The following is a 13,973-nucleotide window of genomic DNA, read 5'->3' on the forward strand; positions in this document are numbered from 1 at the left end:
ATTATACCAATATTCGACAAAAATAAAAATAGATATCCTATAATCTATTCAATTTTTTACAATTATTTAAGCTTAACAGGTACTGTAGCTTCTTCTTCAGCTAGATCATCATGAATCACAACCTTACCTTCTCCTGGCGTCATGGTTGAAGTGATCGTAAGATTGAGTTCAATCCCAGTCCATTCTCGTTCATTTGTCGGTTGTGTAAACCAATCTTCCTCAATTTGAGTTTCTTCTATCGTATTTCCATCAGCATCTATTAACTCTATTCTTACAGAACCAGCCGCTTCGTAACGGATCATGCCTTGGATAGAAAATGTATCGCTAATGCTTGCCCCTTCCTGCGGCGTTTGAAGTTGAAAATTCTCCGTTCTAGCTATTTGATCAGAAGAATTAGTTGATTCAGTAGGTTCATCATTACTTTCACTAAAGTTGTCCTGTACTGTTTCTTCGTCCTGGCGTTCCTGTTGTAATTCTCTAGTTTTCTTTTCAAGTTCCTCCTGAAGCTTTTCTATTTGTTCATTTTGATCCTGTACTTGCTCCGTTAATTGTTCAACTTGCGCTTCATGATTTGGTTCCTCATTGTTTTGGCAAGCCACAAGTATGATACTTAGACTTATTAAAGAAACCCATTGTTTCAACTACTCATCCTTCCCTTCTCGATGTTTAATTAAATCTGTAATATAAACCACAGCGCCAATCATACCAATGAACCAGAAGATTAAACTAATAATTTGATATTGATTAAGCCATAAGGTGAAAATACTTTCAATCACGACAAATAAAATAGCTCCAATAATAAATGTATATAGCCCAATTCGTCCATATTGACTCGTCGGTTTTAATCGTTCAAACATATTTAGTCTCCTTACATCTCTTCTGAATAAAACTAGATTAATTAATAGTATTATATAGCAAAATATCGCCTAGCCATTATTATCTTCAATTTCGACGAGCTGGGATTGATTGAACTTTTCAGGCGTGATGAATTTTTCGCCGAACACAATTTCAGCTAAATTCGTCACAAATCCTACGCTGCCCACCACATAGACCTCATCCGTGTCAGGCTCCCAGTATGCATTGATATTGATCATATCTGGTTCTCCATTAGCTGTTTCATATTCTTCATCTAAACTCAACGCTCGAACAGACGAGCCATTATGCTTAATTTGATAAATTTCTTGTTCTTCAAATGGAATTGTGAATGTGTAATCACCAAACTCAAAAGCCGCTTCACCATCACCTTCAATCGCCTTGGTGTCCTCCATATGCCTTAATTCTGTTAACGTAATTGCCATTGAACCTGTTACATCAGACTGCTCTAAGTCCAAATTCAATTTACTGGCTAAGGCTGTTTCAAAGTCCGCTTGATCTTGATTATGTTCCAATAATAGGTTTTCATTAATTTCAGCACCAAATTGCCACCCTGTATTATTTACATCAGTTAAAACATTAAGCGGGTCCGAATAAGCATCTACAATGGTTAAGCTCCCCCAAACTAATCCAAATGAAAGCGAAAAAATAGTAAGTATACGATAAACCATAACTGTAACTCCTCTTTTAAATTCCGAATTAACTTCTATTGTAACAAGTTTTATATTCAAATGGGGAGGGTTTAAGTCGTTTAATCTTATACAAAAAACCACTTTAAACTCTATCGTTTAAAGTGGTTATCAATCTAATTATTCACTCAAGGCATTCGTAATGGCACGAGCGTTAACTTCCATCATTTCGTAGTAAGTGTCAATTGAGCTATCGATTGGTAAGCCATCTGTATACAATCCTTGGTCATAGATTGGCACACCTGAATCATGTGATACTGACTCCATATGCACTGGATTAGCCGTCGATTCTAAGAACACATAAGGTGCTGAAGTGGTTTGTAAACGATCAACTAAATCAGCTACCTGACGTGGTGTACCTTCTGAGTGCGAGTTCAACTCCCAAATACCTGCAGTTTCGTAACCATAAGCATCCCCAAAATATACAAAGGCGTTTTCACTTAATACAACGGTGCGTTGATCTTCAGGAACAGATTCGGTTTGAGCTTGAATATTTTCATCTAAAATATCTAGTTTTTCTTTATAAATAGCAGCATTTGATACATAGGTCGGAGCATTTTCCGGATCTATTTTAGTCAAGTGCTCGACAGTCTTATCGACATATAATTTAACATTATCTGGATCCAACCAAGCATGAGGGTCATGGACACCTTCAGAGACCTCAATCGGTTCAACCTCTTCAGTTAATTCAACAATTGGTGTATCAGAAACATTCTCAACAAGAGATGAAATCCATTGTTCTAGATTTAATCCATTAACAAAAAAGACATCCGATTCACTGACGCTTCGTAGATCACTTGGTACTGGCTCATACTCATGAGGATCTCCTCCGTTTGGAACGATGTGATCAACTTCTGCCTTATCACCTGCAACATTCTTCACTATATCTGCCAAAATAGAAAAACTTACTGTAATACGAATCTGATCCTCATCACTTTTTTCTGCTTGATCTGGTGGTGAGCAAGCTGTAAACACCATCATTAATAAGGCCATTAAAACTATTATAATTTTACGTTTTACCATAACGATCACCATTATGATGCATGTTGTGCTGAACGGTCGCGAAACCAACGCACAACAAGCCCTTGTTTTGGTGAGAAGAAGAACGCAAGCATAAACATAATAGTTGCCACTATAACCATAGATGCCCCAGTTGCTACATCATAAATATAGGAATAGAAAACACCTGTAACAGCAGAAATAACACCGAATGTGGCTGATAACACCAACATAACAGGTAATCGATCAGTTAATAAATAAGCTGTTGAACCAGGCGTGATTAGCATTGCGACAACCAAAATAATACCAACTGTGTTAAGTGAAGCCACTGTCACAAGTGATAACACAAACATAAGCAAGTAATGAATTAATTTGGTTGGTACACCAATTGCTTTCGCCATCGTTGGATCAAATGTACTAACTAGTAGTTGTTTATAAAACAAGAAGACGAACGCAATAACAGCAATCGTGATTCCAAACGTCATCCACAAATCACCGACAGATACGGCAAGAACATTACCAAACAAGATATGCCAAATGTCCACTTCCATACTTCCAATAGCGGTAATTAAAATAACCCCTATCGCAAACATACCTGACAATAAAATGCCAATGGCTGAGTCATCTTTGATTTTACTATTTTGCGATATATAACCTATTCCAAGTGCTGTTAAAACACCTGTTATGACCGCGCCGATAAAAAAACTGACACCAACCATATAAGCAATCACAACACCAGGTAACACAGCGTGCGAAATGGCGTCTCCCATGAGTGCCATTCCACGCAAGATAATAAAACACCCAACAATCCCGCAAACAATTCCGACTAGAATGCCTGCCATAAGCGCATTTTGTAAAAACGGATAGTTCGCTACTCCTGATATGAAAAATTGTATATTTTCCATTATTTAACCACCACCATATCATCATTATTATTTCCTTTAATAGTGGCGACTTGCCCTTCATAGGCTTCGCTAATCAATTGAGGTGAAAACACATCCTGAAGTTGACCAAATCCAACTAACCGTTGATTCAGTAACATCAAACGATCAAAATACTCTTCTACTTTACTTAAATCATGATGAACAATAAATAAAGTCTTACCTTGATTACGAATTTGGCGCAATAAATCGATAATAATCTGTTCAGATGTTAAATCAATACCTGCAAATGGTTCATCTAAAAATAATAAGTCAGCTTCTTGGGCTAATGCTCGCGCAATGAACACCCGCTGTTGCTGACCACCGGATAATTCACCAATTTGTCTTTTACGATATGACTCCATCCCTACTTGGCGCAAGCTTTCAATCGCTTTTTCGCGATCTTGTTTACCAGGACGTTGCCACCATTTCATATGTGGATAACGCCCCATAATCACTACATCTTCTACTAATATAGGAAAATCAAAATCAATCATATTACGTTGTGGCACATATGCAATATCTGAACGGACCTCATCAATAGGTTGATCAAACACACGAATGGTTCCCTGATTCACACTCACCATTCCCATAATAGCTTTCATCAACGTCGATTTCCCTGCACCATTCGGCCCGATAATCCCAATTATTTCTTCTTTAGGGGCTTGAAATGATACATCTTTTAATGCCCATTCACCATGATAAGCCACTGATAAATGGTTAATATCTACTGAACTACTCATTATACTTGCCTCCTTTGGCGTTAAATCATTTATTTTGTATACATGCACAATTTTTTACCTAGGGCAAATTCTTAATATATTATAATGCTGAAAAGGTAAAAATAGCAACCATTTTGCACAAATTTTTTCTGGCAATTTTGAAAGCTTGACACAAAAAAACAGCTTGTTCTTAAGTTGATTGTAATCCTATCAACCGAGAACAAGCTGTGGTTTTTTGATTAATTTTTAAAACTGACATAGGTTATAATATACGATTTATTTCGATTGCATCCCAACACAATTATTTTGACTGTTTCATTTTATTCCACAAATTATATGCTACAATATAACCAATCAAGCCACCAATAAGCATACCGATCCACCAAGACCAATCAAACTCCTCTGTGAAAACACCCCAGATAAGAAAAACAGCCGTAAATCCAATTAAAATACCTAATAGAACTGTGTGCTTCATCATATCACCCCATTCGTTTAGAATATGATCATAATAATCTTTCAATAAGATATATAGCTGATAGTGCATTTTTACTTTGTAAGTTTCACTTAACAATTCACCAATAAATACCAGTTATTTATTGGTGGTTGATGCTATGAACGATATTGATCTAGGAGGAATTAAAATGGACCTTTTAACACGCTTTCTCACAGCGATCTTATCAGCCGTTATTTTTTCAATTGGAACGACCTTATGGTTAACTGATTGGGTTAATCCCTTTTGGATGGAGGCATTTATTGTAGGGGTATATGCCTTGGGTTCTCTACTCATTGCCGGAATTCCTTACTCGTATTTAGCCGATTGGATTATGTCGAGACTAAATCGGTCTACTTACTGGGGGAATCTATTACTCTATGCACTCGGCGGTTTGATCACGAATCCTTTTTTACTACTTTTAATGATCGATCAAGGTTTTGTTTTTGATGCTAGAATATTCGCAGTTTTAGGTGTAATTGCAGCTCTCATTTTCTATCATGTAAAAATCAGCCTAACGTGGGCTATGGGAAAATTAGGTTCTGAATAATAACTTGTCACTCTAAAGAACGACTTCACCCCATCATTTATCGTCTCATCCTTGTTCCTTTGGATCGAAATCAACTTGAGATAACACAGTCTGCTGTCCTAATAAATGGCGCGAGATTTCCGCTCCAATAAATGGTCCGCTTGTCATACCAGATGCCCCCAGTCCATTTGCCACGTAAATTGATGGGTTGTGAGGTAAAAAGCCATAAACAGGCCTATTATGATTGGTTTGCGGTCTAAAGCCGACTTTAGCATCAATAAAATGCGCTTCCTTTAAACCAGGCGCAAATTTGAATGCAGCTTTTAAAATCTCATGAATACTCGATGCATCAACTGTCGGGTTAAAATCATGATTATCACGATGTTCAGCCCCGACTGAGACGATTCCGTTTTTAAAACCTACGATATACTTATTATTCGGAAGCATCACGACAGGCCAGTCTTCCGTTTGATACCCAGGTAGTTGAAGCTGGACGATTTGTGTTTTCGTCGACTTAATATCTAAATGATTTTCAGACTTATTCAAGAATGAAGATGCCCATGCGCCGTTCGTAATAATCAGTTGATCAGCCTCAATTCTTTGACCATTAACTGTTACTGTAGCCCCATCATTGTTAAGGATTGCTTCACCTTTGATGATATCTGCTCCATGAATTTCAGCACCGTTTAATAGCGCATCACGAAAAACAGCTCCATTGACACGTCCGCCACCGGAAATTTTTATACCGCCCATATTTCTAGTCATGACAGGCGTTGATTCGGCTACAACTTCTTCTGATAATTGCTGGACATCTCCTATTTCTGGAGCGTCTTTTTTCCTCGCAATCGTGTCATCCACCATCTTCGCCAATTTATCTTCACTTTTATGTAAATGAATGGATTCGACTTGTTTGTAACTCGTATCTTGAATACCGAGAGTGTTTAATTCAGCGTTAAGCTCTTGATAATAGGCTGCACCATGCTTTAATAATTGATATAACGTTTCATTTTGTTTTTGGGATAACCATGGGCTAATGATTCCTGCCGCTGCACGTGTTGCTTCGCCATTATTCGGATAGTCAATAATCGTGACTTGTTGGTTTGCTTTAGCTAAATGGTAAGCAACTGAAGAACCTAAAATACCAGCGCCAACCACGAGGTAATGCGTCATATTTATCTCCTTTGCATCTTATGTCTTGTTTTAGTTTAACAGGATGGAAGTCATCCTAAAAGTCAATAACCCTTCATCTATGTTATGATAGCCGGAAATACATGAACGAAAGGACAATCCAACATGACAGAAGCCCCAAACCGACTACGGAACAATAAACCATTTTTACTCGTCTGGTCCGCCGGGATCTTTGCGATGCTTGGCTTTGCGATGTTGTTTTTAACGACGTCGTGGTTTGTCATCGATGTTTTAGAACGTCCAGCGCTTGTTGGCGTTGTCCTTATGATGATCACTATACCACGCGTTTTGATGATGATTTTAGGTGGGGTTATTGCAGACCGTATCAAGAAATCACAAATTATGTTTATCACAAACTTGCTACAAACCGTGTTAATTAGCGCGATGGCTATCTTCATTAGTCTTGATCAACTCGGAATCTTGGGCTTGTTTGTTATCACTTTTTTATTTGGATTTTTAGATGCCTTCTTCTACCCTGCTGTGACAGCTTTAATTCCTAATTTGGTAGGTCATCAAAATATTCAACGTGCTAACTCACTCTTTCATGGATCAATTGAACTCATGTTTATGTTTGGTCCTGTCATTGCAGGCGGACTTCTCACGGTCTCTACATTTGGTGTGACTGTGTCAGTTGCAGCTTGTTTCGTCGCTTTATCAGTTATATTTGTCTACCCTGGTTTTATCCAAGACGCTAAACCTACCGGCCAAACTGAATTGCGTGAGGTTAAAAACGATTTTATTCTAGGGTTGCGCTACATAAAAGATTCACCGATTATTTCATCAGGGATTATGACCATTAGTGCCGTTAACTTATTTGTAATTGGACCTATTATTATTAGCTTTCCGTTAATTATTGATTCAATTGGTGGCTCAGCCTTTCAATTAAGCATGCTTGAAGTTGGTTTATCAGTCGGAACATTCTCTGGCAGTATTATTGTTTACCGTTTAGCAGCAAGCAGTCGACGTGGTCGAATGATATTATTAACTCTAGTCATAACAATGATTGGCTTTCTAATCTTTAGTCAAATGACAATTTTACCTGCCCTAATGATTTTAGCTGCGGTCGCTGGTTTTACGGCGATGATTGTTTACTTACAATCTTTGAGTGTTATTCAAGAATATACGTCCTTTGATAAACAAGGTCGTGTGATGAGTATTGCTACCGTTGCTTCTGAAGGGGTCGCCCCTGTTGCATTTGCCTTTGTATCGCTGTTTGTCGGCTTTGGTATATCCATCCACACTGTTCTAGCCGCAACAGCCATTATTGGTCTATTAACTAGTGTTATTCTCGTCGTAAAAGCCACTTCATTAAAACAAGCGCGTTAACCTAAGTTAACGCGCTTAACATAGCTTCTCTTGTATTTGGTCCATAGATTCGATCGACTTCATTCGGAACAAATTTACTCTGAAATCGTTCGATCGCTTTTTCTGTTTTCGGTCCATAAATACCATCAATAGGACCTAGGGAAAATCCTAATTCATCTAATGCCGATTGGATTCGTTTAACTTCACCGCCTTGACTCCCTCTTTGGTAAATCCCATTAGGAAGTATTCGATTGCGATTTAAAACATCACGCGTTTCTGGGCCAACGATGCCATCCACTGTGATATTTCCATCCTGTTGCAACGATATAACAGCATCTTCTGTTTCACTTCCAAATATGCCGTCAGTTCCATATTGAGACAAATCATAACCTCTATTAATTAATGTCACCTGCAACTGTTTTACCGCATCTCCTTGGTCACCTAAACGCAATAACCTAGATGTTTGTCCATTTCTCAAACTCGAACGCACTTCATCCATATTGATCCCAGGGCATTGTGTGCCTCCACCTGCTAATTCACGGTGTCCAACAATGACACTCACTTCAAGTTCGAATTGATCCATCAAAGTGTTTACCCGTTCTTCAAATATACGCTCCTGCTCATCAGTAAACTGACCTCGTCCTACTAGACAAATATGATACGAGTCACTATTATGTCCTTTCACACCATTTGCGATCACATTCCAGTCATAACACCTTTCAACAGTACCATCCCTCAAAATAATTTCATGATAGCCACCCGTTTCCCAACCTTTCGAACGCCAATAGCGCTCGAATGTATTCACATTACCTGAAGTGGTCGCACTATGATGGCGCACAATATGATTAACTACGTCACGTTTGGTATTTCCACCCATTGTTTGGCCACGTAAATCACGTATTTTCATATTTTCACCCCCATAGCTTTATTTATGCTAGTCAATCAAAATTGAAACAACGTTAGTCTAGCTATTCTCAAAATGTTGTCCCATATTATAATCGAACTATAAAGTGAATAGGTTATAATATTATTGATTTTAAACAAAAAAAGAGCCTGCTCTGTTACATAATGTAACAGTGTTAGGGGATTTAGCAGGCACATCAAAAAGTATTCGATTGGCTTACAAATCACTTGCTGGGGGTGATCTGTATATTTATAATATCTGGTTAAGTGTAATTTTTCCGTTAACTAGTTCACAATAAAGAACGATTTTCGAATTATTTTATTATTTTTGATGAAACATGCTAAAAATATACTTAATTTGATATTTTTTGTTCGTTATATGATTATTTTAAGATATATATTAGCTTTTTAAGGAGTTGTGGAATAACCAGGCTTTATATTCAAGATTATTGTATAATTATACTTATCAAATGATTTAAAGGGTGGGGAAAATGGAGTATAGTAAACTGTGGTACTTATCAAGAATTGGCTTTTTTGAGACGTTGCCATCTGAGATTGCAGAAGAAGCTCTAGAGTGTATTCACCATAATTACCTCAAACGTTACACAATTATTCAACGCCCAGATGATCCGGTGAAAGAACTCTATTTTATTAAAGCTGGAAGTGTGAGAATTTATTCAATTAATGAAGAAGGACGACAATTTACTTACTCAATGTTAGGGCCAGGCAGTACTTATGGAAAGATTAATACTTTCTCTCTTGGAATTGAAAATGTTTATATTGAAACGTTAGAACCTACTCATCTTTGTAGTATTTCGGAATCAGCGTTTAACGAGCTTTCAAAAAAACACCCAACATTATTAAATCGAGTGATCGAATTACTAAGTGAGCGTTTACAAGAACGTGAGGAAATGATGAAGTATATGGCCTTATATGATGTCCGTGAACGCTTAATTTACTTATTACAAAATCTATATAATCGTTACGGCCACGAAACAGCTGATTTGGAGTACTGTGAAATTGAGTTTCCACTAACTCATCAAGAACTAGCCAATATGATTGGTGTTACTCGCGAAGCCATTACAGGCACCTTAAAAAAGTTAACGACTGAAGGTTTAGTACGGTTACCAAAACGGAAAAAGATCGAAATTCATCGTAGCCTTACCGAAGAAAATCCTCTTCCAGCTTACATTCAAACCATGTATTCAGCAGAATCATAACAAATGAGTTTCTCGAAATTCAGTTGGGGTCATCCCGACAGTTTTCCGAAATTGAAACGTAAAATAACTAGGCTGAGAAAAACCTAAATCAGTTGCGATATCTCGGATTGACTGAGGTGAGTATCTCAGCCTTATTTTAGCTTCATCAATTCTCATTTGAGACACGTATTCTGACAATCCGATCTTCGTTTCTTTTTTAAACAGAGATGATAAATAATTAGGATGAACATGGACTGCTTTAGCAATTGTTTTTAAACTGAGATCATCAGTAAGATTTTGTCGGACATAAAGCATGCTGCGCCGAACGGTTTCGCTGTAATGAATGTGTAAATGTTCTTGAACAAGACCTAAAAAATGAATAAGTAATGCTTGTTGCAATCTCTTTAATTGATCTTCTGTTTCCTTTTCCTCAACTAAATTAATCCAACTATCACTTTCTAAATACATTTCTTGGTGATCAATCCCTAGATTAATCATTCGCCGTGTCAATATAGCACATGCAACGATCAGCTTATTTTTACGACTGCGAAGAATATCTCCATTGGCTAAATCAGAATCATCAAAGTCATCAAACTCTTGTGCTAATTCTAGACAGGCAGGGTCACCTTGAAGAAATAAATCGAAAAATCGTTCTTCCTTTTCTAATGAATGAAATTGCTTTCGGGTTTGGCGACCATTCAACTTTAATTGTTCAATTTTAACGGTATCTTCATAACTTTTCACACCTTAACCCTCCCGTTCCTACGTGTTTCGATATTAGTACCATTATATCAGAAAGATTGTCATTTCTAGTTCTTAATGCTCATTATTTCGGTGCACGAAGAAAGACAGGTACAATGAACCTGTCTTTTCATATAGTATGGTGATTATTCATTAACTCTCTTCCCTTGAACAATTAATCGAAAAGCATTGGAACCATAAGGGTGACAGGTAACTAAAGTTGCTAAATCTTCACCATTTTGAATGCCTAGAGATTCTGTTTCATTCGGACGAATGACATCTGTTAGAACAACACGGTAAGTTAATCGACCGCTGATACTTTCAATATGAAACACATCTCCTATGCTTAATTGATCTAAGTGTCGAAACATAACTTTTGTAGCCATACCCCTGTGGCCTGCTAACACCGTATGGGTATCTGCTCCACCTACTGGCATAGATGACCCTGGCACCACTCCTACACCATTTGCAAGCGACCATCGATTGGAATCAGGATAAATCGGTAATCTTAAATTTAATCGAGGAACGTCAATAACGGCATAAGCATTAGAAGTATTAACTTCTTCACCTCGGTCTCGCCAATCATCTTCTGTACCATTTGAACCTGTAGTCAGACTATCTTGAGCAGAGTCAGTGAAATCAATATTTTCTAAGTCTGTACCGACACGCCCCCTTTTTTTAATTTCTTCATTATATTCATTCGCTTCTTCTCTTATTTCTGTCCGGCCTTCTTTTGACAATTCATTCCATGTTTCTTGAACTTCATGTACCTTTGCCTCAGCCACTTCATCATTAATTAATTGCATCACATGTGGATATAACAAAACGGCTAAGCCTATGAGAAATATGATAACCAGCCACCAATTTTTTCTCATTATTCATCCACATCCTTTCGTCTTTTATGTCGGATGTAGAATATGCCACTTATCATCCCTGTTATAATCACCGCACTCATGACATACCAGAAGTAACCTTGTTGTTCTTCTGACAATTGTGTCAGTTGCGGCGCTGCCATCATTTGTTCTACATCATGATAAGGCACTCGTTCAGCGTGTAATAATAAGCGATGAGTATTAATCATGTAGGGATCACACGTAATAAGTGTCATGAGTTCCTGATCGTCTTCATACGTTAGCCAATCTGTTTCGTGCGGTAAAACTATTTGGGTTTCATAGACTTCATATGCCATCTTTTCACCTAGTGATGATACATAAAACTGATCTCCAACTTCCAACTCATCTAAATCGCGGAACATTTTAGCGCTCGGTAAGCCACGATGTCCCGTTAGTACAGAATGCGTCCCTAAACCACCAATTGGTAAGGAAGTATTAGACAAGTGACCCACACCTGCTTGCAACACATCTTCATCCGTTCCGTGATAAATCGGGAGTTTTACATTTATGTCGGGAATTTCAATCGTTCCCATTGATTCACCAATATCAAGCATTGAGTAATAACTCGGGAATTCCTCCTGGTCATGTGAAGGATTAGATTCATCGAATGGATCCGAAAATGAGACCTGCCCTCGCATCATGTCCTCATTAAATGCTTCAGCTGCTTCTCGTTCGTTCGAAATATCGTCTGGGTTCGCCGCTTCAAGCGCAGCTTCACTATTTTCAATCACTTCATAATGTGTTTGCGTCGCCATCCAATTCCCTACAATCGGATAGGCAAAAATACTAAGACCGATTAAAAATATAGCACTTAATAATAGTTTCATTTTCACCTATACCGACCCCCTCCTTGTTCTATGTAATGAGAAAGAGAGCCGAAGCCCTCTTTCTCTTAAACTATTAGGCTAATTGATGACGTCTTCTGAAATAAATGACAAGCGCAATGATCATTAATGTTAAACCAATCGCTGTGAACAGTGACGTTCCGATCCCGCCTGTGGCTGGTAGTTCGTGATCACTTTTTACGTTATCAATCGTAATCGTCACATCACCTTCATCACCCGATACTTCCACACTAAACATTTTCTGCGGAAGTTTATAACCATTAGGAGCTTTCACTTCTTCTAAATAGTATTGACCGTAATCAAGGTCATCCCAGTGAAATTCACCGTTGTCACCTGATTTAACATCTTCAATTTTATTTTCACTGTCACCCCATAATTGGAATTCAGCGCCGTCTAATAATTTTTCATTCTCAGAATCTCTTTTGAACAGTGTGATAGAACCAATTGTTGGCGTTACTTCAGTTGTATTGGACTCTACAGTACCATTCACATTATATTCATTTTCGTACTGAACTTCTGCACTGTTTTCGATTGCTGATTCATTAGCGTCTCCATTAATTTGAACAGTGAAATTTATTTTCAGCTCATTTTTACCATCCAACATATTAAAATCAGTAGCATTCCATTTTAAGGTAGAATTAATTTCCGACGATTCAAAAGCTTCACTTACATCTTCACCATCAGCTGTGATATCGCCGAAGCCTGAAAAATTAAGGTTTTCATCTAGCTCATCAACAATTTCAAATTGTTCATAGCTCGCAATATCCTCTGGAATATCGATCGTTAACGTATAATCGAAGTCTACCCCTCGATTAATACCACCTTCACCAACATCATTTGTTTTCGTGATCGTCGTTTCTGGGAAGTTTGTGACCATAACATCTTCAATTTGACCCGACGGATCAACATTCACAATAGATCCTGATTCGGTGATACTAAATTCATGTTGATGATCACCTGTGCCAACATACCCAGAAGGCGGGGCATCTTCGGTAAAGTAGTAGTCACCATATCTAAGACCATCGACTTGAATGACACCAGCTTCATTCGTAGTGAATTGTGTTCCTTGACCTTCATCTAAATTTTCACCGTGTAGAGTAAAATTCACACCAGCCATCGGTTCACCAGTTTCGTCGACTTTCTGTAATTGAACAGCTCCTCTAATCAACTCGTTTTTAGGATAGATCACCACGTCATAATTAACACTCGATCCATCTTCACTTGTCATCGGAATTTCCACAGTGAACTCTTCTGGATTTAAGTTGACATGGTCTGGACCAGAATGTTCAACAACAGTGTATCGACCAAGCGGAAGATTTTCGAATGATGTCATGCCATTGACTGTTTCATCAGAATAGTCTACGAATGGTTCATCAAAATCATCTGTCCATACATTTTGACCAGGATCAAATTTGTGGGTTTGTGTGATTTTAAAAACGACTCCATCAAGCTCTTCCGCTTCCTCAGGAACTCCTTGTTCAGGCTCACCCGTACCTGGTTCACCATTGTCTAACTCATCATTTTCTAAAGCGTATTTGTAAATCGTTAGACTCCCTGTTTCTCTAACACCATCTTCACCTTGACTATCCGCACTTAACGCTCCGAACGGCACCAACAACGTGAAAACTAACGCAAAAATCATCGACACTGAAAACCATTTTTTCGTCATTTTCTTCC

16 protein-coding genes are annotated in these 13,973 nt (G+C 38.0%); 3 read left to right on the forward strand and 13 right to left on the reverse strand.

Features of this window, described 5'->3' with window-relative positions:
• Nucleotides 1-62 precede the first annotated feature (62 nt).
• The 7 genes from FHR85_RS12560 to FHR85_RS12590 form a co-directional block, all read right to left on the reverse strand.
• On the reverse strand, nucleotides 63-641 hold the full coding sequence (locus tag FHR85_RS12560; RefSeq protein ID WP_167263788.1) for a hypothetical protein: 579 nt from the start codon (nucleotides 639-641) through the stop codon (nucleotides 63-65).
• On the reverse strand, nucleotides 642-857 hold the full coding sequence (locus tag FHR85_RS12565) for a hypothetical protein (protein ID WP_167263790.1): 216 nt from the start codon (nucleotides 855-857) through the stop codon (nucleotides 642-644).
• Nucleotides 858-926: 69 nt separating this feature from the next.
• Complete coding sequence (locus FHR85_RS12570) at nucleotides 927-1,544, reverse strand: hypothetical protein (protein ID WP_167263793.1); 618 nt, start codon at nucleotides 1,542-1,544, stop codon at nucleotides 927-929.
• Nucleotides 1,545-1,682: 138 nt separating this feature from the next.
• A complete protein-coding gene (locus FHR85_RS12575) occupies nucleotides 1,683-2,585 on the reverse strand; it encodes a metal ABC transporter solute-binding protein, Zn/Mn family (RefSeq protein WP_167263795.1) in 903 nt (300 codons plus the stop codon).
• An 11-nt stretch (nucleotides 2,586-2,596) separates the two neighbouring features.
• Nucleotides 2,597-3,466, reverse strand: a complete 870-nt coding sequence (locus FHR85_RS12580) for a metal ABC transporter permease (protein WP_167263797.1) — start codon at nucleotides 3,464-3,466, stop codon at nucleotides 2,597-2,599.
• Nucleotides 3,466-4,224 carry a metal ABC transporter ATP-binding protein gene (locus FHR85_RS12585; RefSeq protein WP_167263799.1) on the reverse strand — a complete coding sequence of 253 codons (759 nt, stop codon included), beginning with the start codon at nucleotides 4,222-4,224 and terminating at the stop codon, nucleotides 3,466-3,468. Before FHR85_RS12585 ends, FHR85_RS12580 begins: the two co-directional genes overlap by 1 nt.
• A gap of 280 nt (nucleotides 4,225-4,504) precedes the next feature.
• A complete protein-coding gene (locus tag FHR85_RS12590; protein ID WP_167263801.1) occupies nucleotides 4,505-4,678 on the reverse strand; it encodes a tRNA U-34 5-methylaminomethyl-2-thiouridine biosynthesis protein in 174 nt (57 codons plus the stop codon).
• Between the two features lie 166 nt (nucleotides 4,679-4,844).
• Here FHR85_RS12590 and FHR85_RS12595 point away from each other — a divergent pair, with 166 nt between their 5' ends.
• Nucleotides 4,845-5,243, forward strand: a complete 399-nt coding sequence (locus FHR85_RS12595) for a hypothetical protein (RefSeq protein WP_167263803.1) — start codon at nucleotides 4,845-4,847, stop codon at nucleotides 5,241-5,243.
• Nucleotides 5,244-5,288: 45 nt separating this feature from the next.
• On the opposite strand, the gene FHR85_RS12600 is transcribed toward FHR85_RS12595, so the two are convergent.
• Nucleotides 5,289-6,392 (reverse strand): NAD(P)/FAD-dependent oxidoreductase, encoded by a 1,104-nt coding sequence (locus tag FHR85_RS12600; RefSeq protein WP_167263806.1) that lies wholly within the window; start codon nucleotides 6,390-6,392, stop codon nucleotides 5,289-5,291.
• Nucleotides 6,393-6,515: 123 nt separating this feature from the next.
• On the opposite strand from FHR85_RS12600, the gene FHR85_RS12605 reads away from it, so the two are divergent.
• Nucleotides 6,516-7,736 carry an MFS transporter gene (locus FHR85_RS12605; protein WP_167263808.1) on the forward strand — a complete coding sequence of 407 codons (1,221 nt, stop codon included), beginning with the start codon at nucleotides 6,516-6,518 and terminating at the stop codon, nucleotides 7,734-7,736.
• Nucleotide 7,737: 1 nt separating this feature from the next.
• On the opposite strand, the gene FHR85_RS12610 is transcribed toward FHR85_RS12605, so the two are convergent.
• The gene (locus FHR85_RS12610) at nucleotides 7,738-8,622 is read right to left on the reverse strand and encodes a peptidoglycan recognition protein family protein (protein ID WP_167263810.1); all 885 of its coding nucleotides are present in this window, start codon (nucleotides 8,620-8,622) and stop codon (nucleotides 7,738-7,740) included.
• A 487-nt stretch (nucleotides 8,623-9,109) separates the two neighbouring features.
• On the opposite strand from FHR85_RS12610, the gene FHR85_RS12615 reads away from it, so the two are divergent.
• Entirely contained in the window at nucleotides 9,110-9,838 is a 729-nt protein-coding gene (locus tag FHR85_RS12615; RefSeq protein ID WP_167263812.1) for a Crp/Fnr family transcriptional regulator, read from the forward strand.
• Here FHR85_RS12615 and FHR85_RS14580 read toward each other — a convergent pair.
• The 4 genes from FHR85_RS14580 to FHR85_RS12635 all read right to left on the reverse strand — a co-directional run bounded on the left by FHR85_RS14580 (nucleotide 9,833) and on the right by FHR85_RS12635 (nucleotide 13,965).
• The gene (locus FHR85_RS14580) at nucleotides 9,833-10,561 is read right to left on the reverse strand and encodes a helix-turn-helix domain-containing protein (RefSeq protein ID WP_167263814.1); all 729 of its coding nucleotides are present in this window, start codon (nucleotides 10,559-10,561) and stop codon (nucleotides 9,833-9,835) included. The two genes, FHR85_RS12615 and FHR85_RS14580, sit on opposite strands and share 6 nt — an antisense overlap.
• Before the next feature lie 143 nt (nucleotides 10,562-10,704).
• Nucleotides 10,705-11,433, reverse strand: a complete 729-nt coding sequence (locus FHR85_RS12625) for a class C sortase (protein WP_167263816.1) — start codon at nucleotides 11,431-11,433, stop codon at nucleotides 10,705-10,707.
• The gene (locus FHR85_RS12630) at nucleotides 11,433-12,278 is read right to left on the reverse strand and encodes a class C sortase (protein ID WP_243864249.1); all 846 of its coding nucleotides are present in this window, start codon (nucleotides 12,276-12,278) and stop codon (nucleotides 11,433-11,435) included. Before FHR85_RS12630 ends, FHR85_RS12625 begins: the two co-directional genes overlap by 1 nt.
• Nucleotides 12,279-12,351: 73 nt before the next feature.
• Nucleotides 12,352-13,965, reverse strand: coding sequence for a SpaH/EbpB family LPXTG-anchored major pilin (locus tag FHR85_RS12635; RefSeq protein WP_167263820.1), 1,614 nt, complete (start codon nucleotides 13,963-13,965; stop codon nucleotides 12,352-12,354).
• Nucleotides 13,966-13,973: the final 8 nt, after the last annotated feature.

The sequence above is a fragment of the Alkalibacillus almallahensis genome, from assembly GCF_011761495.1.
GTDB lineage: Bacteria > Bacillota > Bacilli > Bacillales > Alkalibacillaceae > Alkalibacillus > Alkalibacillus almallahensis.